The following is a 25,231-nucleotide window of genomic DNA, read 5'->3' on the forward strand; positions in this document are numbered from 1 at the left end:
GACGCAAGCAGCGACGTGCCCGTGGTCTGGGAGGACCACAGGCGTCAGCGTACCGGATGTGGGTCGGGCGGGTGTGGGGGTCAGGTCAGGGAGACGCGGTGGGTGGGTGTGGGGGCGGGGCGGGGGTGCGAGGCGGGCGGTGGGTGGAGGGGGAGAGGCCGGGTGGCGCGGTCAGGATCCCGGCAGGGGCCCGTCAGGACGCCGGGACCCGGGTGAAGCGGGACGCCGTGTGGAGGTCTGTCTGGATGCGGGTGGCCGTGGTCGTCAGTTCCGGGAGGAGGTCCGTCACGCACTCCTGCGGGGTGTGACGGCTCGCGTGCATCGCTGTGTTCAGGGCCGCCACCACCCGGCCCGACCGGTCACGGATCGGGACCGCGATCGAGCGGATGCCCTCTTCCAGTTCCTCGTCCACCAGGGCGTAGCCCCGGGAGCGGGCCGAGGCCAGGACCCCCTCATCACTGGTCTGCGGGCCCGTGCCGGCGGGCGCGTCCGCCAGCAGGACCCTGCCCAGTGCCGTCGCGTAGGCCGGCAGGCGCGTGCCCACCGTGATGTTCACGCTCATCACCCGGGCCGTCGCCACCCGGGCCGTGTACTGGATCTCCTCGCCGGACTCCGACAGCACCGCCAGTGCCGTCGATTCGTGGATGCGGGACGTCAGATCGGCCAGGTGGGGCTGGGCGATCTCGGGGAGGGACGTACGGGACAGCGGCGGGAACCCGAGGGAGAGGACCCGGGGGGTCAGGGTGAAAGTGCGGCCCGTCTGGGCCACCAGGCCCAGGTGTTCGTAGGTGATCAGAGCTCGGCGGGCCGTCGCCCGGGCCAGGCCCGTCGCCCGGGCCACCTCCGTGAGGGTCAGCTCCGGCCTGTCCTCGCCGAAGGCCGTGAGGACGGTCAGGCCACGGGCCAGGGATTCGATGAACTCGCGGCCCAGTTGCTGCTTGGACGCGCCTGTCCAGCGGGCCAGGTCCGAGGCAGGCGGGCCGGGCTCGGGGGGTGGGGTGTTGTCGAGTTCGCGTTCCATGGCCCGGACAGCGGACCGCAGTCTCGGGAGCAGCGCCGTACGCAGGTGGTGTGCGGTGTGGCGGCTCGTGTGGCTGACCACGCTCGCCACGCACGCGATCCGGCCGCCCGTTCCCGGGGCCCGGACCGGTACCGAGATCGCCACCAGACCCGGTTCGATCAGCTGGTCGTCCAGGGACCAGCCGTTCGTCGACGCCTCCTGCGTGCGGCGTGCGAACGTCTCGTCGTACCGCGCGTCCGCTCCGGACCTGCGCGGCGGTACGGCCGTGAAGGACAGGTCCCTCGGGTCCGCCGCCCTGCGGTGCCGCCAGCGTTGCCAGTCCGTGGCCGTCCACTCCGTCGCGAACAGCGGGCCGGGCGCGGTGCGTTCGGCGGGGAGCAGGTCGCCGATGCGGAAGCTGAGGGACATCGCGCGGCGGCGGGTCGCCTGGTGGATGAAGCGGATGCCGTCGAGGTCGGCGACCGCGAGCGAGACGGACTCGTCCAGTTCGTCGGCCAGGGCGTCCGCGTGCGGGGCGAGCAGCGCGGGCAGGCGCAGCGCCGACATGTAGGCGTTGCCCAGTTCCATCAGGCGGGGGGACAGGTGGACGTCCCGGCCGTCGAAGCGGACGTAGCCCATGCGGGCGAGCGTGGCCGTGATGCGGTCCACCGTGGAGCGGGCGAGGCCGGTGGCGCGTTCCAGGCCGCTCAGGCTCAGCGTGCCGTCCGCCTCCGTCAGTTCCCGCAGTACCGCGATGCCGCGCATGAGGGGGGTGACCGCCTCCTCGGGGGCGCCCCTCTGCCCCGACTCGTCGGCCGGCGGGGCGGCACCCTCCTGGGACTCGGGCATGGGCTTCGCTGGCATCGGCTCTCCGGTACGGCGCTCGCGACGGTCGCGGCACGGCCCACCGTAATCCGAGCGATCCAAGTGATCCGAGTAATCCCCCGTGCACTACTCCCTCGTGACCCGCACCCGAAACCCCCCGTCCACTCCCGTCCCCGCCTCCGCCACTCCCGCCCCCACCCCCGACACCTCGATCGTGATGCCCCGGCCCGGGTCACGGAACGTCTCGCCGGGAGTGAACGGCGCGTCCGACAGTTCCGCGTGGACGTTCGGCGCGCGCGTGCAGCCGCCGCTGTTGCGGCGGGAGTCCGTGACGGTGACCGGGCCCATGCCCGTGTCCACCTCCGCGTCGACCTTGTAGATCAGGACACCGGGCCGGCACACCGCCTCGTCGTTGCCGGCGTGGGTACGCACCTCGATGGCGTAGCCGGTGCGGCCGTCGAGAGGGACGAAGACCAGCTTGGAGCCACCGGCCCGGGCCAGGGGCGTCAGGGTGTACTCCGTGGTGCCGGGGGACGCCGCGCAGTGGACCTGGGCGGCGTCGAGCCAGCCCAGCTTCCACTTGTGCCAGCCGAGGAAGTCGTTGTTGGCGCCCCAGTCCTCGCTCATGATGTCCCAGTGGCCGACCGCGCCCCCGCCCTCCGCGGTGTACAGGTCGGGGAGGCCGAAGACATGGCCGTTCTCGTGGGGGAGGACGCGGTAGCCGGTGCGGTCGTAGGAGCCGGAGCCGTCGTCCTGGCGGGAGTAGACGAAGGATGCGTTGGCCACGGGTGTGCCGTCGGCCACCGGGGCGTCCGGGTTGCCGGCGAAGGTGACGGACAGGACCGTGTCCAGGGCGGAGGGGCCTGCGTTGGGGCTCACCAGGACGTTCAGCAGGTCGTAGGCGCGGAAGTCCACGTCCGGGTCGGCCACTTCCACGAGGTCCTGGACCAGGGTGCGGTAGCCGGGCTCGAACGGGGCCCCGCGCTCTATGCCGTACTCCCGGAACGACTTCGGCATCCGCAGCCAGCCGGGGATCGGCGTCTCGGGGCGGTAGTCGAGGCGGCCGTAGGAGCTGGTGCGGAACCATTCGCGGGTCTGTGGGAAGAACTCGCGGAAGCGGTCCTGGGCGTCGCCCTCGCCGGGGGCGTCGGAGAAGTCGACCATCAAGGTGAGGGCGCGGACGATGCCGGTGGAGCGGGTGTAGCCGGTGGCGGTGGGGATGCCCTCGGACAGCTGCACTTCGCGTGCGCCGCGGATCATGCAGGGGCCGTGTGCGGGGGTGTGGGACAGGACGATCGGGCCTGCTCCCGCCGTACCGGCGTCCGGCCCGAGCCGGCCCGTGCCGGCCGAGGTGCTGACGGTGAAGGTCAGGGCGCTCACACAGGCCAGGGCGGCCAGCCGGCGCCGGGGTATCCGGCGGCCGGGCGGGCCCGTGCCGCCCGGGCGGGGGCGCCGGGGCGGCGGCTGTATGCAAGGGACCTGCAAGGGACCTCCCGCGCCGCGGCAGCCTCCCGTCTCCGGCTGCACCCTTCCGATCACCCTGCGTCGCGGGGTGGGGGGACGCGCGCTGGAAGAGACCGATCGTGGGTTTCCCGTCAGTAGTGGCCCGGTGATGCCGAGCCGTCTTGTGAGACAGGTCACAAACAATTTCCGCGGGAGTGGGAAATACCGGGGACCTACTCCCCGTTTAGCCATGTGTCAGACCGAAACGGGGACCCGCTCCCCGGATCGGAGCACCAGCCGCTTTCCACGAGGAGTACGCCGTGCAGACCGCCAGCCCCGAAGCGCGCAAGGTGCCCCGGCCCCGCGCCGACGCCCTGCGCAACCGGGAGCGGATCGTCACCGCCGCCCGGGAGATGTTCGTCGAGCACGGCCCCGAGGTGCCGCTCGACGAGATCGCCCGCCGGGCCGGCGTCGGCAATGCCACGGTGTACCGCAACTTCCCGGACCGCGACGCACTGGTCCGCGAGGTCGTCTGCTCCGTCATGGACCGCACGGCCGCGGCCGCCGAGGTCGCGCTCACCGAGACCGGCGACGCGTTCGAGGCGCTGGAGCGCTTCGTGCACGCCGCCGCCGACGAGCGGATCAGCGCGCTGTGCCCGATGGTCGCCAGCACGTTCGACCAGAACCACCCGGATCTGGAGGCCGCGCGCGAACGCGTCGAGCGGCTGATCGCGGAGGTCATGGACCGCGCCAGGTCGGCCGGACAGCTCCGGTCCGACGTGGACGTGGGCGACGTCATGATCGCCGTGGCCCAGCTCAGCCGGCCTCCGGCCGGTACGGACTGCTTCCGGGCCGACCGTTTCGTCCATCGCCATCTTCAGCTGTTCCTGGACGGGCTGCGGGCTCCCGCTCGCTCGGTCCTGCCGGGTACGGCCGTGACCCTGGAGGACCTGCGTCGGCCGTGACCCTGGAGGATCCGCGCCGGCCCTGACCGATCCGTTCAGCCAGACCCCGCCCAGCCCGATCCGCACACCCGGATCCGTCCGACCCGACCCAAGCCCGATCGCCTCAGCCCGATCACCTAAGCCCGATCACCTAAGCCCGATCACCTAAGCCCGATCACCTAAGCCCGATCGCCTCAGCCCGATCGCTTCAGCCCGATGAGTTCAGGCCGCCCCACCCGTCTGAACCCTGAATGACAGTCCCCGCGGCCGTCCCCGTGGACGAGCCGTCACCTTTCTTCACCCTTTTTCCGTCACGAAGTCCCGAAGTGGGTATCCCCATGTCTGAAACAGCCTCGAAGACCCTCGCCGCACCGGCCAGAGAGCCGGACGCCGGCCGCTGGAAAGCGCTCGTCTTCATCGCGCTCGCCCAGCTGATGGTCGTCCTGGACGCCACCATCGTGAACATCGCCCTGCCCTCCGCCCAGCAGGACCTGGGCATCTCCGACGGCAACCGGCAGTGGGTCGTCACGGCCTACGCCCTCGCCTTCGGCGGTCTGCTCCTGTTCGGCGGCCGGATAGCCGACCTGTGGGGGCGCAAGAGGGCGTTCGTCCTCGGGCTCGGCGGATTCGCCGCGGCTTCCGCGCTCGGCGGCGCGGCCACCAACGAGGCGATGATGTTCGGCGCCCGCGCCCTCCAGGGCGTCTTCGGCGCGCTGCTCGCGCCCGCCGCGCTCTCCCTGCTGGCCGTGATGTTCACCGACGCCAAGGAGCGCGCCAAGGCATTCGGCATCTACGGCGCGATCGCCGGTGGCGGCGGCGCCGTCGGCCTGATCCTGGGCGGCTTCCTCACCGAGTACCTGGACTGGCGCTGGACGTTCTTCGTGAACATCCCGTTCGCCATCGTCGCCGCGGCCGGCGCGTACTTCGTCATCCGTGAGCCGGAGGGCGGCCGCAACCGCTCCCCGCTCGACATCCCCGGCGTGATCCTGTCCACCCTCGGCCTGGTCGCCCTCGTCTACGGCTTCACCCGCGCCGAGTCGAGCGGCTGGAGCGACTCCCTCACCGTCGGCATGTTCGTCGCCTCGGCCGTGCTGCTGCTCTCCTTCGTGCTCGTCGAGTCGAAGGTCAAGGCCCCCCTGCTGCCGCTGCGGGTGGTCACCGAGCGCAACCGCGGCGGGATCTACCTCTCCCTCGGTCTCGCGATCATCGCGATGTTCGGCCTGTTCCTCTTCCTGACCTACTACCTGCAGATCGTGAAGGGCTACTCGCCGGTCAAGACCGGGTTCGCCTTCCTGCCGATGATCGCGGGCATGATCACCGGCTCCACCCAGATCGGCGCCCGTCTGATGACCCGGGTCGCTCCGCGCCTGCTGATGGGCCCCGGCTTCCTGGTCGCCGCGCTCGGCATGCTGCTGCTGACCCAGCTGGAGATCGGCTCCTCCTACGCCGCTCTGCTGCTGCCCGCGATGCTGCTGCTCGGCCTCGGCATGGGTACGGCGTTCATGCCGGCCATGTCGCTGGCCACCCAGGGCGTCGAGCCGCGGGACGCCGGTGTCGCCTCCGCGATGGTCAACACCTCGCAGCAGGTGGGCGGCGCGATCGGCACGGCCCTGCTGAACACCATCGCCGCCTCGGCGACCACGGCGTACGTCGCCGACCACATCGCCGGGGCGACCAGCCGGTCCCAGCAGCAGCTGGTCCAGCTGGAGGCCATGGTTCAGGGCTACACCAGCGCCATCTGGTTCGCCGTCGGCATCCTCGTGGTGGCCGCCGCGATCGCCCTGACGTTCGTCAACGCCGGCCGCCCGGGCACCGGTACCGTGACCGGCAGCGACTCCGGACAGGACGTGGCGGACGAGGTGCAGATCCCGGTCGTCGCCCACTGACGGCCGCGCACCGCACCCCTTCGGGCCACCCGTAGGCACGAGGAAGGGGACGCCTCGCACCTACGGAATCCAGGACCTGCCCCGGCTCCGCGCGGCTCAGCGGAGCCAGGGCAGGTCCGCACCCGCTTCGGCCGGCTGAAGTCCCTCGGCGATGATCCGCATGATCTCGCCGAGGGACTTCTGCTGTTCCTGCGAGAGCCGGTCGAACACGGCCTGGCGTACGGCCTCGACATGCCCGGGCGCGGTCTGCCGCAGCACCTTCAGGCCCTCGTCGGTGAGTACGGCGAACTGGCCCCGCTTGTCGTCGGGGCAGTCCTCCCGGCGTACCCAGCCGTTCTTCTCCAGGCGTGCGATGGCGTGCGAGAGACGGGAGCGGGTGATCTTCGCCAGCATCGCCAGCTCGGTCATCCGCAGGCGCCGCCGCGGCGCCTCGGCGAGCTTGACCAGAAGGCCGTAATAGACGTGCGGCATGCCCGCGTCGCGCTGGAGCTGACGGTCGAGATGGTCGTCGAGGAGGGTGGCGCCCTCCATGAACCAGCGCCAGACGCGCTGCTCCTCGTCGGTGAGCCAGCGCGGTTCCTGAGGTGGGGCGGTCGAGCCGGTTGTCGGTGCGGATGCGGGTGCCTTCATGCGTTCCACTCTACGTGGCCCCTCCTTGAACTTTAAACAAATGGCCCGTACAGTTTTGTTAGGGAACCACGTTTTGGAAGGAGCCGCAGCATGTCCGCCGCCACCCAGGAGCGCATGCCCGCTCTCTACCTCAGCCACGGCGCGCCGCCCCTGGCGGACGACCCGGTCTGGCCCGGTGAGCTGGCCGCCTGGTCGGCGGGTCTGCCTCGGCCCAAGGCCGTCCTGATCGTCTCCGCCCACTGGGAGGAGGCCCCGCTCGCCCTCGGCGCGACGGAGACCGTCCCGCTCGTCTACGACTTCTGGGGCTTCCCCGAGCACTACTACCGGGTGAAGTACGACGCCCCCGGCGCACCGGAGCTCGCGGAGTCCGTACGCAAACTGCTGCGCGCCCCCGGCATCCCCGTCCAGGACGTCCCCGACCGCGGCCTCGACCATGGCGCGTACGTCCCGCTGGTCGAGATGTACCCGGAGGCCGACCTCCCGGTCCTGCAGGTGTCCATGCCGACGCTCGACCCGGTCCGGCTGATGGAGATCGGCCGCAAGCTCGCCCCGCTGCGGGACGAGGGCGTGCTCATCGTCGGCTCGGGCTTCTTCACCCACAACCTGGCCGCGCTGCGGCAGGGCGGCATCCCCGCGTGGTCGGCCGAGTTCGACGACTGGGGCCGGCGGGCGCTGGAGGCGCGCGACGTGGACGCCCTGCTCGACTTCACCCGCAAGTCACCCGCGGGGCAGCTGGCCCACCCGCGCACCGAGCACTTCGCCCCGCTGTTCGTGACCATGGGCGCGGCCGACGCGGCCGGTGAGCTGGACACGCAGAAGTCCGTGATCGACGGGTTCTGGATGGGGCTGGCGAAGCGGTCGGTCCAGTTCGGCTGAGGCGGGCCAGGGCGGGCGGCGTGCCCGCACAGGCGCGCTACAGCGGCTTCTCGTACCAGGCCACGTCCCAGTACCGGCCGAACTTGCGGCCGACCTCCCGGTACGTGCCGACGTGCCGGAATCCGAACCGCTCGTGCAGGTGGACCGATGCCTCGTTCGGCGGCACGATGCCCGCGTAGGCACGGTGGATGTCCTCACCCGACAGGGCCTCGAAGAGGGCCGTGTAGAGGAGTGTGCCGACGCCACGCCGGCCGGAGCCCGGGGCGACGTACACGGTCGTCTCCACGGAGGTGGCATAAGCGGGCTTCATTCGGAAAGGGCTGGAAGTGGCGTAGCCCAGGATCTCCTGTGTATCCGGCTCCGTGGCAACCATCAGGCGGTGCGGCCCGTCTTCAGGGTGGGAGAGCAGCCAAGGACGGCGCTCCTCCGGAGTGAAGATCGCGGTATCGAATGTGATTGCCGTCTCACCTACATAGTGGTTGTAGAGGACCGTGAGGGCTTCGAGGTCACCCTCGACCCCGGGCCTGACCTGCACCTCTTTGGACTGTGACGGCATCTGGCCTCCCCGCGTGGCCGGACAGGGTACTGCATGATCAGGAAAATCGGGGGCCGGGTTGGGAATTCTGTCCTGATTCCAGTCGTTGTTTCCATCGGATGCAGGGCACCCGAGGAGAGTCCGGAGAGTCCCGGAAGACGGAGTCCAGCGTCCGAAGGACCACCCGCTGACCTCACCATCGCAAGGGAGCTCGCATGGCAACCCGTGCCGTCGCCCGTCGTCAGTCCGCCACCGGCGAGACGGCCGACGCGGCAAGCAGTGTTCGCGCCCATGGCGGCGAGATCGCCGACCGCGACCTGGTCGGCATGTACCTCGACGAGATCGCGCGCACACCGCTGCTCGACGCCGCCAAGGAGGTCGAGCTGTCGCAGATCATCGAAGCGGGTGTGTTCGCACAGCAGATCCTCGACGGCCTGGAGGAGAACAAGGCCGGAGCATCCCCGGAGGAGCTGCAGGCCCTGGTCGACGCGAGCGAGCGCGCCAAGGACATCTTCATCCGCTCCAACCTGCGCCTCGTCGTCGCCGTCGCCCGCCGCTACCCCCGCAGCGGCCTGCCGCTGCTCGACCTGATCCAGGAGGGCAACGCCGGCCTGGTGCGCGCGGTCGAGAAGTTCGACTACCGCAAGGGCTTCAAGTTCTCCACGTACGCGACGTGGTGGATCCGCCAGGCCATCACCCGCTCGATAGCCGACCAGTCCCGCACGATCCGCCTGCCCGTCCACCTCGTGGAGGAGCTCGGCAGGATCCGCCGTGTGCAGCGCGAGTTCAACCGCGAGCACGGCCGGGACCCGGAGCCCGCGGAGATCGCGGCCGAGCTCGGCTCGACGCCGGAGCGCGTCACCGACGTCCTGGACTGGGCCCGTGACCCGGTCTCGCTGAACATGTCGGTGGACGACGAGGGCGAGACCCAGTTCGGCGACCTCCTGGAGGACACCTCGGCCGTGTCGCCCGAGCAGTCGGTGCTCACCCTGCTGCGCAGCGAGGAGCTCGACGACCTCATCGGCCGGCTCGACCAGCGCACGGCGTCGATCATCAAGATGCGCTACGGCATCGAGGACGGCCGCGAGCGCACCCTGACCGAGGTCGGCAAGGAGCACGGTCTGACCCGCGAGCGCATCCGGCAGATCGAGAAGCACGCGCTGCTGGAGCTGAAGAAGCTGGCCCGAAGCACCGGGTTCGACGCGGCGGCGTAACCCTCGACCCCGTGTCCCCGGTGGCGGGCACCGGTCAGCGCGGTGAGTGTCCGGGCGTACGACTCGTTCCCACGGCCAGTGGTGACGGACCGTGTGCGCCCGGGGCGCACCGCGTACGCCGGGTGGCGAAAGACCGCGCAAACATGGCGGTGTAACGCCGCTTCAATCCGCGGACTCAGGGAACAAGACTTCTGGGTCCACCAGTTCGGGCCCGGGGCCACGCCCCTCGAACCCCTACAGCCACGTCCCGTCGCACTCCCCCCGGCGCCGGGACGTTCCCCGAGACCGGGCTTCGGCGTCCTTCCCCCCGGACGCCGAGGCCCGGCTCTCAGTTTCTGGAGGGCGGGCCACCCCGTACCTGAACCACGGGGTGGCCCGCCAGTGGCAGATTGTGTCACATGGGCATAGCCTGCCGGGCGTGAGCAGCACCACCCCGACCCCGCCTCCGTCCTCACTGACCGAGCGGCGGAAGGCCGAAACACGTATGGAGATCGCCCGGGTGGCAGCCGGTCTCTTCGTACGGCACGGCCTGCGCGCCACCCGCGCGGAGGACATCGCCCAGGCCGCCGGTATCGCCCCGCGCACCTTCTACCGGTACTTCGCCACCAAGGAAGAAGCCGTCGCCCCGCTTTATGCGACCGGCGCCCAGCGCTGGGTGGAGGCGGTGCGTGCCGCCCCTCCCGACGGCGGGGTGCTGCGAGCACTGGAGGAGGGGGTGCACCACACCCTCACTCCGGGCGTGGGCGTCTCGGTGTCCTCCTGGGAGTGGGTCCGCACACTCCTGCGCCTGGCCGAGGCGACCCCGTCCCTGGGCAGGGTGTGGGCGGAGGTGTGCCAGGCGTCCGAGCGGCGCCTGGGGGAGGTACTGGCGGAACGGGTGACACGTGCCGGTTCCTCCGGGGGCGGCGGGGTGTCCGAAACCGGCGGGGCCTCGGGAGCCGGCGGAGGCTCTGGAGCCGGCGACAACGTTGCCGTGGCCCGTGAGGCACCCGTGGTCACCCCCGACCTCCGCTTCGCCGCCGCCGTCGCCGGTGCCGCCGTACGGGCCGCGCTGGAGGCCTGGGCCGCGGGGGACGGGCCCGTCGAGGGTCCGGACGGCCCGGTGGAACTCGCCCTGCGCAATCTCGCGGCCCTGCGGGACTTCCCGTGGGGACAGTGACGCGACCGCTCTACACCGCGCCCGCGTCCGGCGCCCCGCCCGCGTCCCGCCCTCCGGACGCGTCCGGAGCCCCTGCCGCCCTGCTCAACCGTGCCCCCAACTCCCTGACCGCCGTCACGAGTTGTTCCGGCTCGTGCACCACGAAGTCGCACTCCAGCATCGCCAGCCGGAACGCCACCCACTGCACGGCGTCGCCGACGGATCCCCGTAGTCGGCAGCTGCGGTCGTCCAACGGCTCGGGCGTGCCCAGCCAGTCGGGCACCCGGGCGGCGACGAAGTCGGCCGGTGCGGCGAACGTGACGTCGAAGTCGTAGGACTGCTGCCGGTGTTGCATGGAGCGCCGCAGGTACTCCGCCGCGCTGCCCGTCGGCAGCTCGCGCGGCACGAAGCGGGCTCCGGTGGCGAACGGCTCGCTGACCCGGTCGACGCGGAACGTGCGCCAGTCGTCCCGGTCGATGTCGTACGCCACCAGGTACCAGCGGCGGCCCGTCGACACCAGCCGGCAGGGCTCCGTCAGGCGTCGCGACTCGGTGCCGTCCGCGGCCCGGTAGGCGAACCGCAGCCGCTCGTGCCCGGCCACCGTCGAGGCCATGACGGTCAGCGTCTCGGGCGCGATGCTCGGCCCGTCCCCGCTGGTCAGAGGCGTCGTCGCGGCCTGGAGGGTGGTCACGCGGTGGCGTAGCCGGCCCGGCAGGACCTGCTCGAGCTTGGCCAGTGCCCGCACCGAGGCCTCGTCCAGGCCCTCCACCGCGTGTCCTGCCCCGGCGCGCAGTCCGACCGCGATGGCCACGGCCTCCTCGTCGTCGAGCACGAGCGGCGGCATGGCCTTGCCGGCGACCAGCCGGTAGCCGCCGTCGGCGCCCTTGGTCGCCTGCACGGGATAGCCGAGCTCGCGCAGCCGGTCGATGTCCCGCCGGACCGTGCGGCGGGAGACCCCGAGCCGCTCGGAGAGCTCACCGCCGGGCCATTCGCGGGGCGTCTGGAGGAGGGAGAGAAGCGTCAGCAGCCGAGCCGGAGTGTCCGTCGTCATACCGATGAGGATGCAGCACCACTAGGACACGATCTGACCTATTAGGGGTCTAACTTCAAAGCATGAACTCCACCGACAGCACCCTCGGCACGGCGGGCGGCGGGACCGACCGCCGACGCTGGTTCGCTCTCGCGATCGTGATGACCGCGGCCTTCATGGACCTCGTCGACGTGACCATCGTCAACATCGCCATACCGTCGATCCGGCGGGAGTCCGGCGCCTCCTTCAGCCAGATCCAGTGGATCACCGCCGGTTACGCCCTCGCCTTCGCCGCCGGCCTGATCACCGGGGGGCGGCTCGGCGACATCCACGGTCGCAAGCGGATCTTCCTCGTCGGCATCGGCGGATTCACGGTCGCCTCCGCGCTGTGCGGCCTCGCGGTGAACCCGGAGATGCTGGTCGCCTCACGGTTCCTCCAGGGCGGCATGGCGGCGCTGATGGTGCCGCAGGTGCTGTCGATCGTGCACGCCACCTTCCCGGCGCACGAGCGGGGCAAGGTGTTCGGGCTGTTCGGCGCGGTCGTCGGACTCGGGGCCGTGTCCGGTCCGCTGCTCGGCGCGCTGCTGACCGAGTGGAACCTGTTCGGCTGGGAGTGGCGGTCGATCTTCCTGATCAACCTGCCCGTCGGTGTCGCCGGACTGATCCTCGGCAGCCGCTTCATCACCGAGTCCAAGGCGCCGCGCGCCCTGAAGCTGGACCTGGTGGGCGTCGCGCTGGTGACGCTGGGCCTGCTGATGCTGCTCTACCCGCTCATCCGCGGCCGCGAGCTGGACTGGCCGGTGTGGGGATACGTCTCGATGGCCGGCTCGCTCGTCGTCCTCGCTGTGCTGGTGGCGTACGAGAGGCGCAAGGCCGCACGGGACGGTTCCCCGCTGGTCGAGCTGCCGCTGTTCAAGGTCAAGAGCTTCGCCGCCGGGATCGCCGTGCAGACCGTCTTCGGGGTCGCGCTGGGCGTGTTCTTCCTCGTGTGGACGCTGTACATGCAGGTCGGGCTGAACTGGAGGCCGCTGAAGGCGGGCCTGACCGGGGTGCCGTTCTCGATCGCCGTGTCGGCGGCCGCCGGGATGTCCGTGCAGATGCTGGTCCCGCGCTTCGGTCGCAAGGTGCTCCAGGCGGGCGCGCTGGTGATGGCGGCCGGAGTGCTCCTCTACATCTGGGAGTCCGGGCACTACGGCCTCGCCATCACCCCCTGGCAGATGGCACTCCCGCTCGTCGTGATGGGCGTCGGCATGGGCCTGATCGTCGCGCCGCTGACCGACGCGATCCTCTCGGAGGTGCCGCGCGAGCACGCCGGTTCGGCGTCGGGGCTGATCAACACCGTGCAGCAGATGGGCAACGCGCTGGGGCTCGCTCTGGTGTCGGTGGTGTTCTTCGGCTCGATCTCCGACCGTCTGCGGCCGGAGCAGGTGGGTCCGGCCTTCGTGGACGCCTTCCAGAACGCGCTCGGCTGGGTCGCCGCGGTGATGGGCGCCATCTTCCTGCTGATGTTCGCGCTGCCGAAGCGGCCCGCCCAGCACGTGGAGGGCGAGCAGGCGTCGGCGGGGGAGAAGGAAGCGGTGCTGGTCTGACCGCGGGAAACGGGCCCGGCACCTCGGTGCCGGGCCCGTTCGCGTGTCCGGCACCTCGGCGCGGGCCCGTTCGCGTGTCCGCTGCCGATCCCCGCTCCCGCTTTCCGCTCCCGCTTTCTTTACATGCCCGATTGGGTCCGAACCTGTTTACTTTGCGGAAATCTCGGCGTAGCCTCCCGCTGAAACCACACGTTCGGGCATGAGGCGGAGGCGAACGGACATGTACGCACCGGAGCGGCAGCAGGAGATCCTCCGGCTCGCCCGTGACGGCGGCCGAGTGGATGTCGTGTCGCTGGCCGAGGAGTTCCAGGTGACGGCGGAGACGATCCGCCGGGATCTGAAGGCCCTCGACCGCGCCGGACTGGTCCGCCGGGTGCACGGCGGAGCCATCCCGGCCGGGCGCCTCGACTTCGAGCCGGATCTCGCCGAGCGGGAGACGACCGCCGCCGACGAGAAGGACGGCATCGCCAAGGCGGCCCTCGCGGAACTGCCCGCCGAGGGCACGGTGATCCTCGACGCCGGGACGACGGTGGCCCGGATGGCCGCCGCCCTCCCCCTGGAGGCATCCCTCACCGTCGTCACGCACAGCCTCCCCATCGCGGCCCGCCTCGCCGACCACCCCGGCATCCAGCTCCACCTCATCGGGGGGCGCGTGCGGCATCGCACGCGCGCCGCCGTGGACGCCTGGGCGCTGCGGGCATACGGCGAGATCCGCGCCGACGTGCTGTTCGTGGCCGCCAACGGCTTCTCCGCCGAACACGGCCTGACCACCCCCGACCTCGCCGAGGCCGCCGTCAAACGCGCGGCCGTGGCCGCCGCCCGCCGGGTGGTGCTGCTCGCCGACTCCTCCAAGCACGGCCAGGAGCACTTCGCCCGCTTCGGCGACCTGAGCGATGTGGACCTGCTGATCACCGACAGCGGGCTGAGCCCCGAAGACACCGTCGCGATCGAGCGCGGCGGCACGGAAGTAGTGCGCGCATGATCCTCACCGTCACCCCCAACCCGTCCCTGGACCGCACTTACGAGGTGCCGTCCCTCGACCGCGGCGAGGTCATCCGCGCCACCGGCGAGCGGATGGACCCGGGCGGCAAGGGCGTGAACGTCTCGCGCGCCGTCGCCGCGGCCGGTCAGCGCACGGTGGCGGTCCTGCCCCTGGGCGGCGCCCCGGGCGCCCTGGTCGCCGACCTGCTGGACCAGCAGGGCATCGAGGTCGCGCCCGTTCCCGTCGCCGGGGCCACCCGCTCCAACATCGCCCTCGCCGAGTCCGACGGCGTCCTGACGAAGATCAACGCGCCCGGCCCCGAACTCTCCGACGCCGAGCGCGAACTGCTCCTGGAGACCGTACGGCAGCAGTCCCGTGACGCATCCTGGATCGCCTGCTGCGGCAGCCTCCCGCGTGGCCTCGGCCCCTCCTGGTACGCCGACCTCGTCGCCCGCGCGCACGCCGCCGGGGCCCGGATCGCCCTGGACACCTCCGGGCCCGCGCTGCTCGCGGCCCTGCGCGAGCGGCCCGACGTGGTCAAGCCGAACGCCGAGGAACTCGCCGGAGCCGTCGGCCGCCCCCTCGTCACCGTCGGTGACGCCGTCAAGGCCGCTGAGGAACTGCGCGAGATGGGCGCCCGGGCCGTCCTCGCGAGCCTCGGGGCCGACGGGCAGCTGCTCGTCTGCGCGGAGGGCGCCTGGTTCGGCAGCGCCCGCGTGGCCGCCGTCCGCAGCAACGTCGGTGCCGGCGACTCCTCCCTCGCCGGATTCCTGATCGCCGGCGGCAACGGCCCCGAAGCCCTGGCCTCCGCGGTCGCACACGGCGCGGCGGCCGTCCAGCTGCCCGGCAGCGTGATGCCGACGCCGCACGACCTGGACCCGGCAGCGGTGACGGTCACGGCCGAGGTCCCGGCGGACCGTGTGCTGAAGGAACCGGTGTCATGACGTATGACGAGCCGGGCGCACCGTCGCTCGAGCGGCTGGCCCCCTCCCCGTTACTCGCGGGCCCCGCGTCCACCCCCGTCACCCCCCACCGCACCCCCGTCCCCCTCCCCGCCCACCCCTCCCACCGGGCGATACGCGTGCTAAGGAGCCCGCGATGAGCGACATGATCACGGCGGACCTGGTCGACCTCGGCCTGTCCGCCGACACCAAGGAAGCGGCGGCGCGTGCCCTCGCCGAGCGCATGGTGGCCCTGGGCCGGGTGACCGACCTGGACGGCTTCCTCGCCGACGTGGCAGCCCGTGAGGCCCAGATGCCGACCGGCCTCGACGGCGGCATCGGCATTCCGCACTGCCGCAGCGAGCACGTCACCGAGCCGACGCTCGCCTTCGGCCGCAGCGCCGACGGCATCGACTTCGGCGCCGCGGACGGCCCCGCCGACCTGATCTTCCTGATCGCCGCGCCCGCCGGCGCGGACGACGCCCATCTGACGATCCTGTCCTCGCTGGCCCGGCAGCTGATGAACAGCGAGTTCACCGACGCCCTGCGCGCGGTGGGCGACGCGCAGGCCGCGGCCGCGCTGATCCGCGGCGACGAGCCGGACGCACCCGCACCCGCGGGTTCCGAAGACCCCGTGGCGTCGGCGGGAGCGGCCTCTCCCGCCGCCGCCACGGACACAGCCGAAGCCGACGACGCAGCTGAAGCCGGAGGCACGGCGGAAGGCGGCGGCACGGCGGAAGCCGGGGGCACCGCGGAAGGCCGTGGCACGGCCGAAGGCGGCGGCGCGGCCGGGGGCGAGGAGCGGCCGTTCCGCATCGTCGCCGTCACCTCCTGCCCCACCGGCATCGCCCACACCTACATGGCGGCCGAGTCGCTGGAGAACGCCGGCCGGGAGGCGGGCGTCGAACTCACCGTGGAACCCCAGGGATCGGCCGGTTTCACCCGGCTCGACCCGCAGGTCATCGCGGCGGCCGACGCCGTGATCTTCGCGCACGACGTGCCCGTACGGGAGAAGGAGCGGTTCGCCGGCAAGCCCACCGTCGACGTCGGGGTGAAGGCGGGCATCAACCGCGCCGCCGAACTCATCACCGAGGTCCGCGAGAAGGCCGCGCGCGGTGAGGTCACCTCCGGATCCGCCCCCGCCACTCCCGTGGAGCGCGCGGGCGAGTCCGGCGAGGGCTACGGCACCAAGCTGCGCAAGTGGCTGATGTCCGGCGTCAGTTACATGGTGCCGTTCGTCGCCGCGGGCGGTCTGCTCATCGCCCTCGGGTTCGCGATCGGCGGCTACAAGATCAACAAGGCTCCGTCGGTGATGGACCACTTCCTGTGGACGCAGGCCGACAGCTGGGCGGCCCTGCTCTTCCAGATCGGCGGCGTCGCCTTCGGCTTCCTCGTCCCGGTCCTGGCCGGCTACATCGCCTACGGCATGGCCGACCGGCCCGGCATCGTGCCCGGCTTCGTCGGCGGCATGATCGCGTTCAACATCAACGCCGGGTTCCTCGGCGGCCTGGCGGCCGGCCTGATCGCCGGTGGCGTGGTGATGGCGATCCAGAAGGTGAACGTCCCGGCGGCGCTGCGCGGCATCATGCCCGTGGTGGTGATCCCGCTGATCTCCTCGGCGATCGTCGGGTTCCTGATGTTCGTCGTCATCGGCAAGCCCATCGCCGAGGCTCAGAAGGGCATGACCGACTGGCTGAACGGCCTGTCCGGCAGCAACGCGATCCTGCTCGGCACCCTCCTCGGCCTGATGATGTGCTTCGACCTCGGCGGCCCCGTCAACAAGGTCGCCTACACCTTCGCCACGGCCGGTATCGCGGTGGCCAGCCCCAGCGACTCGGCGATGAAGATCATGGCCGCGGTGATGGCGGCCGGTATGGTCCCGCCGCTGGCCATGGCCCTGGCCACGACCGTGCGCGGCAAGCTCTTCACCCAGACCGAGCGCGAGAACGGCAAGGCCGCCTGGGTGCTCGGCGCCTCCTTCATCTCCGAGGGCGCGATCCCCTTCGCGGCGGCCGACCCGCTGCGCGTCATCCCGGCCTCCATGGCGGGCGGCGCGGTCACCGGCGCCCTGTCGATGGCCTTCGGCGCCACCCTGCGCGCCCCGCACGGCGGCATCTTCGTGGTCCCGCTGATCGGCAACCCGTTCCTCTACCTGATCGCCATCGCCGCGGGCGTCTGTGTCACGACGGCCCTGGTCGTCGTCCTGAAGGGCATGCGCAAGCCGGCCCCGGGCGCCGCACCGGCCTCCGGTGAGAGCGGCGCGGTCCGGGCGGAGGAGGAGAAGCAGCCCGTCGCGGCCTGAAGTAGCTGGAGGTTCGCCCCTTTCGGGGTGTGTGAACCGTTCATGCCACCTGCGAGATAGATCACGAAAATCACGGCCCGGGACCGAAGTCCCGGGCCGTGGTGTCTACTGGGGCGCATGCCCGAGCACGTCTCCCGATGGCCCGAAGGTCACCCTCTCCCCGCCCTCCCGCAACAGCGGAAGACGGGCCCCCGGTCGGAGTCCGTGGAGCTGACCGCCGAGGAGAGAGACACCTTCACCGAGCTGGCGCGTCAACTGGGTGACGGGGCGGCCTGACGCCCCTCCGGCGGTCACGCCGTTTCCTCGCTCGCCTTCCCGCGTCTGCGGTTGCCGTGCCCTGTGCGGCGGTTCACAGTCGTGCTGAGGTGAGGCGTGTGTGGGCTCGTCCCTCCACGGTGTGCAGCGCGGCGCGTACCGCCCGGCGGCTGTCGTGACCGTGACCCTGCTGGGTGCTGTCGCGGGTGCGGTGGTGGAACCGCGGAGGAGGTCTCGTCGTCGCCCGCCGCCCGGGCCGTGTCGGAGTCGGCCTCGCCCGTCGTGTACACCAGCAAGGCGTTCGCCGTGCCGCTCACGGTATCCGTCCCCGCCTCGCTCGGCGCGCGCCCCGTGCAGGACACCTCTGCCTTTCTGACCTGGGACACATCGGCCGCGTTCACCCGCTTCGAGGCGATGCTGCGCAGCCCGACGTTCTCCGACCGACCTAGTACAGCTGCGCCGCCCGCCGTTCCATCGCCTCGCGCGCCGCGTCCTCGCTGGCGTACACCTCGCACATGTGCCGCCCGTCCGGCGTCGCCGTGTGCTCGACCTCCCAGAGGGAGACCTCGTCGCCGTCGCGCAGCAGGAACGCGTGCTCGTAGAGCGAGAAACCCAGCCCCGCCCGGCCCGCGCGGCACGGTCGGCCGAAGGCCTGGGTGATCTGGTGCCCGGACGCCGTGGCCAGCAGGGCCGCCGTGTCCACGCCCGGCCGGTCCACGTTCTCCGCCCTGCGCAGTAACCTGCGCGCGTGGTCCGCCGAGTCCTCCGCGGCGTACGCGTGCCGCGGGGTGGGGACCGGTGACAGCTGCACCGCCACCGGCAGTTCGAAGTCCGGGGTGTCCGGCGGCAGCGGCAGCCGCGTGGTGGCGGCGCGCAGCTCCTCCTCGTCGACGTACACCTCGTGCTGCGGTTCGCTGCCCGGCGCGGTGTTGTGGACGAGCTCCCACAGGGTGAGCGCCGAACCGTCGGCGAGCAGCCACGTGTGCCGGTACGTCTCCCGGTGCAGGCCCGCGCTGTGGTGCGCGGAATGCAGTGAACCGTCGTGCGCCAGCGCGCAGTCCAGCCGCCTTATGGCCTCGTCCGGTAGCTCGAAGGAGTTCAGGGCGCGGCCGAGGAGTCGCGCGAGGTGCTCCTCCGGAGTCACGGGCGAGTCGTGGGGTTCGTACGCTGCCGTCTCGTACGGAACGCTCAAGGTTTCTCCCGGCGTTGCTGCATGTCACCTTGTGGGTGCATACCGTAGCCCCTCGGTCGGACATCATGCCCGGGAACCGAGAAAACGTACGTCCGGTAAAACGCGCGGGCCGCGCGAACAGTTCCCGCGCGACCCGTTCGGTCCGTCAAAAACCCCAGTTGGGACGGTATTCAGCTGTCTCCCGGCCGGTCAGGAAGCGCTGTCCGCGGTCCACTGGCTCCACGCCATGTTCCAGCCGTTGAGCCCGTTGTCCGGCGCCACCGTCTTGTCGGGGGAGTTCTTCACGATCACCACGTCCCCGATGAGGGAGTTGTCGTAGAACCACTTGGCGGGCGTGCTGCCCCCCGCGCCCTGGACGTCGGCGAGCCCCACGCAGCCGTGGCTGGTGCCCTGGCGGCCGAAGGGCGGGTTGCCCTTGTTGTACCAGTAGTTGCCGTGGATGAACGTGCCCGACGTCGTCAGACGCATCGCGTGCGGCACGTCCGGGATGTCGTACTCGCCACCCAGTCCGACCGTCCGGCTGTTCATCCGGGTCTGGACGAACTTCTCGGAGATCACCATCTGCCCGTTGTAGGTGGTGTGCTCCGGGCTGCCCGCCGAGATCGGGATCGTCTTGAGGGTCTTGCCGTCCCGGACCACCGTCATGGTCTGCGTGTTGACGTCCACCGTGGAGACCTGCGAACGGCCCACCGTGAAGGTGACCGTCTTCTTCTGCACGCCGTAGATGCCGTTCGCACCCTCGACCCCGTCCAGGTCGATCTTCATCGTGACCTTGGAGCCGGCCTTCCAGTACTCCTCCGGCCGGAAGTCGAGCCGCTGCCCGTTGAACCAGTGCCCGACGACCTGCTGCCCGCTGCTGGACGTCACCGTGATGTGCGACTGCACGGCCTTGCGGTCGGTGATGGCCTTGTCGAAGGTGAACGACACCGGCATCCCCACGCCGACCGTCGTGCCGTTGTCCGGCGTGTACGTGCCGATGAAGCTGTTCGACGTCGTCACCGTCGTGAAGATGGAGTTGGCCGCCGCCGTCCGGCCGTCCGCGTCCTTGGCGGTCGCGGATATCTGGTACTTGGTCCCGCGCTCCAGCTGCTCCTTCGGCTTCCAGACCTTGCCGTCGCCGGAGAGCGACCCCGCGACGGCCTGGTCGCTGCCCGCCACCTTCATCTTCACGTCCGTCAGCTTCCCGTCGCTGACCTTCACGCCGGTCGCGTTGATGGACGCGCCCGTCGAACCGTCCTTCGCCGAGATGGCGATCTTCGCGACGGACGTCTTGGTGCCGCCCTTGCCGCCCTTGTCGTCGTCCTTGGCGTTGGCGCTGCCACCGCAGGCGGTGAGGGTCAGGGCGCCGACCACCAGGGCGGCACAGGCCCCCAGAGTGCGCCGCGCTGAAATGTTCGGCGTTGTCACGGGCTGCTCCCAGTTCGTGTGATGTTGCGTGATCCGCTCCAGTACGTGGGAGTAGAGGGGCCCGGCGGCCGGTCGGGTTCCGTTCGTTCCCCATGAAGGCCGTGACGTGACAGAACCGCGACAATTTCCGGGTGCGCTGTGCAACCGCTGTGCGTCGCGGGCCTTTTCAGCGGCCCGGGTACAACTCCCCGTACGACGGCCACGCCCCGCCCGGACCGTCCACCGGCTCCGCGGCGCGCACGGCCCGGACGATCGCGCGCGTCACCGTGTCGGCGCCCGCCGCCAGGATCTCGTTCAGGGCGAGCGGGTCCGCGGCGTCCAGGGCGCGCTCGCCGGTCGCCAGCGTGAACACGGTGTCCCCGTCGTTGAGGAGATGCACCGGACGCACCGCGCGGGCGATGCCGTCGTGCGCCGTGCCGGCCAGCTTCTGCGCCTGCGCCTTGGACAGATCCGCGTCCGTGGCGACCACGGCGAGCGTGGTGTTGAGCGGCGGTGGCGTGCTCCTCGCGGCCGTCTCGGCGAGACGCCGCTGCGCGGCCGCGTGGACCTCCGACCCCGGGTACTCCACCCGGCCCTGGAACAACTCCCCGTACAGCACCCCTGTTTCCGGATCCACCGTCGACCCCGCCGCGTTGGCGACCACCAGCGCGGCCACGGTGATCCCCGAGCCGAGCACCGTGCTCGCGCTGCCGACACCGCCCTTCACCACCCCGACCACGGCTCCCGTGCCCGCGCCCACGCACCCCTGGGGCACCTGGGCGCCCGGCTCGCTCGCCGCGGCCGCCTCGACCGCCGCCCGGCCGGTCGCCGCGTCCGGCCGGGCCCGGAAGTCACCGCCCCGCCCCAGGTCGAACACGCACGCGGCGGGCACCACCGGCACCACATGCGCCGGATCCGCCCCGACCCGGATCCCACGCCCCCGCTCCTCCAGCCAGGCCATCACCCCCGCCGCAGCGTCGAGCCCGTAGGCGCTGCCGCCGGTCAGCACGACCGCCTCGACCTTGCGCACCACATTGCGCGGGTCGAGCGCGTCGGTCTCCTTGGTGCCGGGGCCGCCGCCCCGCACGTCCACGGCCGCCACGGCCCCGCCCTCCGGGGCGAGTACGACCGTGGTGCCGGTGAGCCAACCGTCGCCGGTGCGTGTCGCGTGCCCCACCCGCAGGCCGGAGACATCCGTCAGTGCGTCAACTGTCATGAGGCACAGTCTCGTCCAGCCGTCGGCCCGCGTGGACGCACCGAGCCGGTGAGCGCCGCGTCAGCCGGTCGACGTGCGCATGGAGGGAAAAGCCGGCGCCCTCATCCGGTGCGCGCCGGCCCGCTCTCCCCGGCCGCCCGGCGCGCGGCCACACTCTCTCCGGCCACCACCGACAGCGCGCAGACCACGCCTGCCGCGAACACCGCCCAGTGCCCCAGGAACGTGCAGCAGATCACCAGCAGGGCGGTCGTCGGCAGCACCAGCTGCTGGGTGATGCCCCGCTTGAAGTGGCGCGAGTGCAGGGCCCACACGGTGAGCAGGTACAGAGCCGTCGGCAGGGTCACGGCAGCCGACGCCGCCAGCGTGGAGATGTGCGCCTTGCCGACCGTCTCCTCCACCGCGACCTCCAGCCCGGCCCCGATCGCCGCGGCGGAGGCGAACACCAGGTAGTGGCCGTACCCCCACAGGAACGCCTGCCGGTTGGATCGCAGATGGCCGTGGATAGGCACCACGAAGTAGATCCACCAGGCCGCGAAGACGACCAGCAGCCCGCCCGCCGCGATGGGGAGGAGCTCGCCCAGCGCGTCGTTCTCGTCGATGCCGGACTTCACCGCGATCGTGGCCGCCGCGATCGTCTCGCCGAGCACGATGATGGTGAACAGCCCGTACCGCTCCGCGATGTGACGGGGATGCCAGGACGTGGTGTGACCCCTCTCCGCGAGGGGCGGCACGCACATCTCCAGCAGCGCCATCACCAGGAACCACCAGGGCCGGGCCCCCTCGGGCAGGAACAGCAGCCCCAGCCAGCCGACCTGGCACGCCAGCACGCCGCCGGCGTAGCGCAGGGCAGTCGTGCGCTCCGGGCCCTCCCCGGCCCGGGCCGCCCGCAGCCACTGCGTCGCCATGGCCACCCGCATGATCGCGTAGCCCAGCCAGACCACGAGGTAGTCGTGCTCCTGGAACGCCTGCGAGACCCCTGCCGCGAGGACCAGCACACCCGCGATCTGCACCAGCGTGACGACCCGGTAGAGCACGTCGTCGTTGTCGTACGCCGAGGCGAACCAGGTGAAGTTCATCCAGGCCCACCACAGGGCGAAGAACACCATCGCGTAGTCGAGGATCCCCTGGCCCGCGTGCCCCTCGGCGACCGAGTGCACCAGTCCGATGCCGGCCTGGGCGACGGCCACGACGAAGCACAGGTCGAAGAAGAGCTCCAGCGGCGAGGCCGTCCGGTGCGCCTCGTCGCGGCCGCGGGCCCTGAGACTGCGCAGCGGTCCCCGGTCGCCGGGCGCGCCGGAGGGGACGGGCGGGGGAGTGGGGCTGGACGTCATGCGTCCCAGCACAGCAGAAGGCACGGGGAATGTCTCCGCGACCGTACCCTGGTTGCATGAGTACCGTCCCCGGCCCCGAGCCGCGCGAGCCGAAGCCCGCGCTGGTCTTCGACGACCCGCTCGACCAGCAGTCCTCCGACGACACCGACCGCGGATGGGGCGAGCGCACCGACTCCGGCGGCAGCGCGGCGGACCTCAAGCGCTTCCTGGACGAGAAGCCGCCCCACCACATCTGAACCGGCCGGGCGGCCGCCCCCGCCTGCTTCCGAGCTGCCCGCGCCCGCTTCCGAGCCGCCCGGACCGCCGCCCGCAGCGCTGTTACTGCCGGTCGTGTCCCGAGCCGCGCTGGGCGACCAGGGCGTCCCGGATCTCCTTCAGGACCTCCAGCTCGGTCACCTCGATGATCTCCTGCGTGCCCTCCTTGGCCTTCCGGCGGGCCTCCTGCCGAGCCAGGTACTTCGCCATGGGCAGGACCATCAGGAAGTAGACGACCGCTGCGGTGATCACGAAGCTCAGGGCGGCACCCAGAACGGAGCCCCACAGGATCTGGATGCCTTTCTCGCCCTGGCACTTCGAGCTCAGGCACGAGCTGTAGTGGTCGAGGTTCTTGGTCCCGATGGCACCGACGACCGGGTTGATGATCCCCTTCACCACGGCGTTCACGATGTTGGTGAAGGCGGCACCGATCACCACCGCCACCGCCAGATCGACGACGTTCCCGCGCATCAGGAAGGCCTTGAAGCCCTGCAGGACGCTCGGCTCCTTCTTCTCTCTCACCTCGGGGCGTCTCCTCACACGAGCAGCTTGTGGAACAAAACGCTCCGCAACCTACGTCAACGCCGGCCCGCACCGAGCACCTGGGTCCCTCCGGAGTCACCACAACGTCACCGCCAACCGCCCGGTGGCACCGGCACCGGCCAGCCGCGCCGCGACGGCCCGGGGCACCGAGAGCACGACCAGCGCCCCGCTGTCGCCCGCGCCCTCCACCGGCTCCGGCACCGTCGTCACCCTGGCCCCGCGCGCGACCACCCGGGCATCGCCACCCGGCACCGCCCCCTCCGCGGCGATGACGTCGACCCGGTCACCGGGCCGCAGCAGCCGCACGGTGGCCGCGTCCGAGATCCGGACCGGGGCGGTGACCGACCCCGCGGCACGACGCGGGTGCGCGGGCTGCTGCCCGGACATCGTCGCCGTGTCCGCGGGAGGCCGGGCCCGGGGATGACCACGGGCCCCGTCGGTGTCGCGCGGACCCGCCGCCACGAGCGCCGTCGCCGTGACCGCGAGTCCGACGGCCAGGGCCCGCCGCCGGTGCCGGACGAGCCGGCCGGAGCGGTGACCGCCGCGTACCCGTACCGGGTCGAACCGCGGCACCTCACGGGTCGCGGGCACCTCCGCCCCGGGCGGGCCCGAGGCGAGCGACCAGGAGGGAGGAGAGGACACGACCGAGGAACGAGGGAAGGGCACGGAGACCACCACCTGCGACGAGGGACCGGCTTGCGCTCCCCACGATGAGGCCTCGCGCCACCGCCCGCTCAGGCCTGTGGACCCACAGCGAATCTGTGGACAACTCCCTCACCCGAACGGCGACTTCCGGGTTGGTACGTCGAGCCGACCCCTACGGCAGCACGAACCCCGGATCCATCCCGCCCAGCGCGCTCACACACAAACAGTCCCGCTCGCCCTCCCCGGGCAACCCGGCCACCGCGTCGAACAGCACCCCCCGCAGCCGGTCCACGTTCGCCGCGAACACCCGGAGCACCTCGTCGTGCGAGACCCCCTCACCCGTCTCGGCACCCGCGTCGAGGTCGGTGACCAGGGTCAGGGACGTGTAGCAGAGCTCCAGCTCACGGGCGAGCGCCGCCTCGGGATGGCCGGTCATGCCCACCACCGACCAGCCCTGCGCCTGGTGCCACAACGATTCCGCACGGGTGGAGAAGCGCGGCCCCTCGACGACGACCAGCGTGCCGCCGTCCACCGGCTCCCAGTCCCGGCCGCGCGCCGCCTTCAGCGCGACGGCCCGCCCGGCGGGGCAGTAGGGGTCGGCCAGCGACACGTGCACCACGTTCGGCACCGAGCCGTCGGGCAGCGGCAGCCCGTCGAAGAAGGTGCCCGTGCGGGACTTCGTGCGGTCGACCAGCTGGTCCGGGACCAGCAGCGTGCCCGGCCCGTACTCGGGGCGCAGACCGCCCACGGCGCACGGGGCGAGGACCTGGCGCACCCCGACCGAGCGCAGCGCCCACAGGTTGGCGCGGTAGTTGATCCGGTGCGGTGGCAGGTGGTGCCCCCGTCCGTGCCGCGGCAGGAAGGCGACCCGCCGGCCGGCGACGTCACCGAGGAAGAGGGAGTCGCTGGGCGGCCCGTACGGGGTGTCGACCTGGATCTCGGTCACGTCGTCGAGGAAGGAGTAGAACCCCGAGCCGCCGATGACGCCGATCCCGGCGCCTGCCTGGTCCGTCGCGTTCGCCTTGTTCGCCATGCCCGCACCCTAACCGCAGGCGGAAACGCCGAGGACCCCG

General features: G+C 71.7%; 23 protein-coding genes. 11 read left to right on the forward strand and 12 right to left on the reverse strand.

Annotated elements, in window-relative coordinates; genetic code table 11:
• Positions 1 to 193: 193 nt before the first annotated feature.
• Together FDO69_RS13990 and FDO69_RS13995 are read right to left on the reverse strand one after the other, a co-directional pair.
• Entirely contained in the window at positions 194 to 1,864 is a 1,671-nt protein-coding gene (locus tag FDO69_RS13990) for an IclR family transcriptional regulator domain-containing protein (RefSeq protein ID WP_167526587.1), read from the reverse strand.
• A gap of 87 nt (positions 1,865 to 1,951) precedes the next feature.
• The gene (locus FDO69_RS13995) at positions 1,952 to 3,295 is read right to left on the reverse strand and encodes a M6 family metalloprotease domain-containing protein (protein WP_104780295.1); all 1,344 of its coding nucleotides are present in this window, start codon (positions 3,293 to 3,295) and stop codon (positions 1,952 to 1,954) included.
• A gap of 293 nt (positions 3,296 to 3,588) precedes the next feature.
• On the opposite strand from FDO69_RS13995, the gene FDO69_RS14000 reads away from it, so the two are divergent.
• Entirely contained in the window at positions 3,589 to 4,233 is a 645-nt protein-coding gene (locus FDO69_RS14000; RefSeq protein WP_104780122.1) for a TetR/AcrR family transcriptional regulator, read from the forward strand.
• A gap of 317 nt (positions 4,234 to 4,550) precedes the next feature.
• Entirely contained in the window at positions 4,551 to 6,098 is a 1,548-nt protein-coding gene (locus FDO69_RS14005; RefSeq protein ID WP_104780123.1) for an MFS transporter, read from the forward strand.
• 96 nt (positions 6,099 to 6,194) lie between these two features.
• Here the strand turns inward: FDO69_RS14005 and FDO69_RS14010 are convergent, their stop codons facing one another.
• On the reverse strand, positions 6,195 to 6,728 hold the full coding sequence (locus FDO69_RS14010; RefSeq protein ID WP_104780296.1) for a MarR family winged helix-turn-helix transcriptional regulator: 534 nt from the start codon (positions 6,726 to 6,728) through the stop codon (positions 6,195 to 6,197).
• 90 nt (positions 6,729 to 6,818) lie between these two features.
• Between FDO69_RS14010 and FDO69_RS14015 the strand changes: the two genes are divergently transcribed.
• Entirely contained in the window at positions 6,819 to 7,604 is a 786-nt protein-coding gene (locus FDO69_RS14015; protein WP_053675960.1) for a dioxygenase family protein, read from the forward strand.
• Between the two features lie 37 nt (positions 7,605 to 7,641).
• Here the strand turns inward: FDO69_RS14015 and FDO69_RS14020 are convergent, their stop codons facing one another.
• Complete coding sequence (locus FDO69_RS14020; RefSeq protein WP_104780124.1) at positions 7,642 to 8,160, reverse strand: GNAT family N-acetyltransferase; 519 nt, start codon at positions 8,158 to 8,160, stop codon at positions 7,642 to 7,644.
• A gap of 194 nt (positions 8,161 to 8,354) precedes the next feature.
• On the opposite strand from FDO69_RS14020, the gene FDO69_RS14025 reads away from it, so the two are divergent.
• Both FDO69_RS14025 and FDO69_RS14030 read left to right on the forward strand, forming a co-directional pair.
• Positions 8,355 to 9,353: a sigma-70 family RNA polymerase sigma factor gene (locus tag FDO69_RS14025; protein WP_104780125.1), complete on the forward strand. Its 999-nt coding sequence runs from the start codon at positions 8,355 to 8,357 to the stop codon at positions 9,351 to 9,353.
• Positions 9,354 to 9,771: 418 nt separating this feature from the next.
• A complete protein-coding gene (locus FDO69_RS14030; protein ID WP_104780126.1) occupies positions 9,772 to 10,512 on the forward strand; it encodes a TetR/AcrR family transcriptional regulator in 741 nt (246 codons plus the stop codon).
• Between the two features lie 10 nt (positions 10,513 to 10,522).
• On the opposite strand, the gene FDO69_RS14035 is transcribed toward FDO69_RS14030, so the two are convergent.
• Positions 10,523 to 11,542 (reverse strand): helix-turn-helix transcriptional regulator, encoded by a 1,020-nt coding sequence (locus tag FDO69_RS14035; RefSeq protein WP_104780127.1) that lies wholly within the window; start codon positions 11,540 to 11,542, stop codon positions 10,523 to 10,525.
• Between the two features lie 62 nt (positions 11,543 to 11,604).
• Between FDO69_RS14035 and FDO69_RS14040 the strand changes: the two genes are divergently transcribed.
• The 5 genes from FDO69_RS14040 (at position 11,605) to FDO69_RS41165 (ending at position 17,611) form a co-directional block, all read left to right on the forward strand.
• On the forward strand, positions 11,605 to 13,110 hold the full coding sequence (locus tag FDO69_RS14040) for an MFS transporter (protein ID WP_104780128.1): 1,506 nt from the start codon (positions 11,605 to 11,607) through the stop codon (positions 13,108 to 13,110).
• Between the two features lie 220 nt (positions 13,111 to 13,330).
• Positions 13,331 to 14,092 (forward strand): DeoR/GlpR family DNA-binding transcription regulator, encoded by a 762-nt coding sequence (locus tag FDO69_RS14045; RefSeq protein ID WP_104780129.1) that lies wholly within the window; start codon positions 13,331 to 13,333, stop codon positions 14,090 to 14,092.
• Complete coding sequence (gene pfkB / locus FDO69_RS14050) at positions 14,089 to 15,036, forward strand: 1-phosphofructokinase (protein WP_104780130.1); 948 nt, start codon at positions 14,089 to 14,091, stop codon at positions 15,034 to 15,036. Before FDO69_RS14045 ends, pfkB begins: the two co-directional genes overlap by 4 nt.
• A 154-nt stretch (positions 15,037 to 15,190) precedes the next feature.
• Positions 15,191 to 17,335 (forward strand): PTS fructose transporter subunit IIABC, encoded by a 2,145-nt coding sequence (locus tag FDO69_RS14055; RefSeq protein WP_104780131.1) that lies wholly within the window; start codon positions 15,191 to 15,193, stop codon positions 17,333 to 17,335.
• A gap of 117 nt (positions 17,336 to 17,452) precedes the next feature.
• Positions 17,453 to 17,611, forward strand: a complete 159-nt coding sequence (locus FDO69_RS41165; protein ID WP_159030613.1) for a hypothetical protein — start codon at positions 17,453 to 17,455, stop codon at positions 17,609 to 17,611.
• 424 nt (positions 17,612 to 18,035) lie between these two features.
• Here FDO69_RS41165 and FDO69_RS14060 read toward each other — a convergent pair whose 3' ends face one another.
• The 4 genes from FDO69_RS14060 to FDO69_RS14075 form a co-directional block, all read right to left on the reverse strand.
• Positions 18,036 to 18,782, reverse strand: coding sequence for a DUF6227 family protein (locus FDO69_RS14060; RefSeq protein ID WP_104780132.1), 747 nt, complete (start codon positions 18,780 to 18,782; stop codon positions 18,036 to 18,038).
• 189 nt (positions 18,783 to 18,971) lie between these two features.
• Entirely contained in the window at positions 18,972 to 20,189 is a 1,218-nt protein-coding gene (locus FDO69_RS14065; protein WP_104780133.1) for a L,D-transpeptidase, read from the reverse strand.
• 166 nt (positions 20,190 to 20,355) lie between these two features.
• Positions 20,356 to 21,384, reverse strand: a complete 1,029-nt coding sequence (locus FDO69_RS14070; protein ID WP_104780134.1) for a P1 family peptidase — start codon at positions 21,382 to 21,384, stop codon at positions 20,356 to 20,358.
• A 101-nt stretch (positions 21,385 to 21,485) separates the two neighbouring features.
• Complete coding sequence (locus FDO69_RS14075; RefSeq protein WP_104780135.1) at positions 21,486 to 22,715, reverse strand: low temperature requirement protein A; 1,230 nt, start codon at positions 22,713 to 22,715, stop codon at positions 21,486 to 21,488.
• Positions 22,716 to 22,771: 56 nt separating this feature from the next.
• Between FDO69_RS14075 and FDO69_RS14080 the strand changes: the two genes are divergently transcribed.
• Entirely contained in the window at positions 22,772 to 22,951 is a 180-nt protein-coding gene (locus FDO69_RS14080; protein WP_053675926.1) for a hypothetical protein, read from the forward strand.
• A gap of 82 nt (positions 22,952 to 23,033) precedes the next feature.
• Here the strand turns inward: FDO69_RS14080 and mscL are convergent, their stop codons facing one another.
• The 3 genes from mscL to FDO69_RS14095 all read right to left on the reverse strand — a co-directional run bounded on the left by mscL (position 23,034) and on the right by FDO69_RS14095 (position 25,191).
• A complete protein-coding gene (mscL, locus tag FDO69_RS14085) occupies positions 23,034 to 23,492 on the reverse strand; it encodes a large conductance mechanosensitive channel protein MscL (protein WP_104780136.1) in 459 nt (152 codons plus the stop codon).
• Between the two features lie 96 nt (positions 23,493 to 23,588).
• Positions 23,589 to 24,179 (reverse strand): CpaB family protein, encoded by a 591-nt coding sequence (locus FDO69_RS14090; protein WP_234387931.1) that lies wholly within the window; start codon positions 24,177 to 24,179, stop codon positions 23,589 to 23,591.
• A 151-nt stretch (positions 24,180 to 24,330) separates the two neighbouring features.
• Positions 24,331 to 25,191: an S-methyl-5'-thioadenosine phosphorylase gene (locus FDO69_RS14095; RefSeq protein WP_104780138.1), complete on the reverse strand. Its 861-nt coding sequence runs from the start codon at positions 25,189 to 25,191 to the stop codon at positions 24,331 to 24,333.
• Positions 25,192 to 25,231 lie beyond the last annotated feature (40 nt).

The sequence above is a fragment of the Streptomyces tibetensis genome, from assembly GCF_007655005.1.
GTDB classification, from domain to species: Bacteria; Actinomycetota; Actinomycetes; order Streptomycetales; family Streptomycetaceae; genus Streptomyces; species Streptomyces tibetensis.

What these genes read in the sequence shown, in the direction of transcription:
- FDO69_RS13990 (WP_167526587.1), bottom strand. Translation starts at nt 1,864, where the DNA reads ATGCCAGCGAAGCCCATGCCCGAGTCCCAGGAGGGTGCCGCCCCGCCG.
- FDO69_RS14005 (WP_104780123.1), top strand. Translation starts at nt 4,551, where the DNA reads ATGTCTGAAACAGCCTCGAAGACCCTCGCCGCACCGGCCAGAGAGCCG.
- FDO69_RS14010 (WP_104780296.1), bottom strand. Translation starts at nt 6,728, where the DNA reads ATGAAGGCACCCGCATCCGCACCGACAACCGGCTCGACCGCCCCACCT.
- FDO69_RS14015 (WP_053675960.1), top strand. Translation starts at nt 6,819, where the DNA reads ATGTCCGCCGCCACCCAGGAGCGCATGCCCGCTCTCTACCTCAGCCAC.
- FDO69_RS14020 (WP_104780124.1), bottom strand. Translation starts at nt 8,160, where the DNA reads ATGCCGTCACAGTCCAAAGAGGTGCAGGTCAGGCCCGGGGTCGAGGGT.
- FDO69_RS14025 (WP_104780125.1), top strand. Translation starts at nt 8,355, where the DNA reads ATGGCAACCCGTGCCGTCGCCCGTCGTCAGTCCGCCACCGGCGAGACG.
- FDO69_RS14035 (WP_104780127.1), bottom strand. Translation starts at nt 11,542, where the DNA reads ATGACGACGGACACTCCGGCTCGGCTGCTGACGCTTCTCTCCCTCCTC.
- FDO69_RS14040 (WP_104780128.1), top strand. Translation starts at nt 11,605, where the DNA reads ATGAACTCCACCGACAGCACCCTCGGCACGGCGGGCGGCGGGACCGAC.
- FDO69_RS14045 (WP_104780129.1), top strand. Translation starts at nt 13,331, where the DNA reads ATGTACGCACCGGAGCGGCAGCAGGAGATCCTCCGGCTCGCCCGTGAC.
- pfkB (WP_104780130.1), top strand. Translation starts at nt 14,089, where the DNA reads ATGATCCTCACCGTCACCCCCAACCCGTCCCTGGACCGCACTTACGAG.
- FDO69_RS14055 (WP_104780131.1), top strand. Translation starts at nt 15,191, where the DNA reads ATGAGCGACATGATCACGGCGGACCTGGTCGACCTCGGCCTGTCCGCC.
- FDO69_RS41165 (WP_159030613.1), top strand. Translation starts at nt 17,453, where the DNA reads ATGCCCGAGCACGTCTCCCGATGGCCCGAAGGTCACCCTCTCCCCGCC.
- FDO69_RS14070 (WP_104780134.1), bottom strand. Translation starts at nt 21,384, where the DNA reads ATGACAGTTGACGCACTGACGGATGTCTCCGGCCTGCGGGTGGGGCAC.
- FDO69_RS14075 (WP_104780135.1), bottom strand. Translation starts at nt 22,715, where the DNA reads ATGACGTCCAGCCCCACTCCCCCGCCCGTCCCCTCCGGCGCGCCCGGC.
- FDO69_RS14080 (WP_053675926.1), top strand. Translation starts at nt 22,772, where the DNA reads ATGAGTACCGTCCCCGGCCCCGAGCCGCGCGAGCCGAAGCCCGCGCTG.
- FDO69_RS14095 (WP_104780138.1), bottom strand. Translation starts at nt 25,191, where the DNA reads ATGGCGAACAAGGCGAACGCGACGGACCAGGCAGGCGCCGGGATCGGC.